Source organism: Mesorhizobium sp. M5C.F.Ca.IN.020.32.2.1 (genome assembly GCF_004023105.1).
GTDB classification, from domain to species: domain Bacteria; phylum Pseudomonadota; class Alphaproteobacteria; order Rhizobiales; family Rhizobiaceae; genus Mesorhizobium; species Mesorhizobium wenxiniae.
This window is the reverse complement of sequence record NZ_RZSX01001696.1, coordinates 1-420: the sequence shown is the minus strand read 5'-3', so window position 1 is coordinate 420 and position 420 is coordinate 1. Positions and strand designations below refer to the sequence as shown.

Here is a 420-nt window from a genome sequence, read left to right as displayed (position 1 = left end):
TGCCTAGTCTTTCGCGCAATGCATCCGCCGCAGCCTCGGCCTTGGCGGCGTCCCTGGCCCAGATGCGGGCCTCGGCGATCGGCCGCACCAGCATAAGCGCCTCGAGCTGCAGTCCAGCCTGGACGCCGGCGCCGAAGATCGCGGCGATCGAGGAGTCCGGCCGCGAAAGGTGTTTAGCCGCGACCGCTCCAGCCGCCGCTGTGCGGATGTCGGTGAGATAACCATTGTCGAGCAGCAGCGCATCGACCATCCCGGTTTTTGACGACAGCAGCACCATCATGCCGTTGACGCTGGGCAGGCCGAGCTTCGGATTGTCGAAGAAGCCGGGACTGATCTTGATGGCAAAACCGTCTATCCCAGGCACATAGGCGGTCTTGACGTCGACCTCGCCGCGATGCTCGGGAATGTCGAGCCGCAGGA

General features: G+C 64.5%; 1 pseudogene. It reads right to left on the bottom strand.

From position 1 onward, the window contains the following. A pseudogene (locus EOA86_RS38215) lies at positions 1-420 on the bottom strand (ornithine cyclodeaminase family protein); the annotation flags it as partial.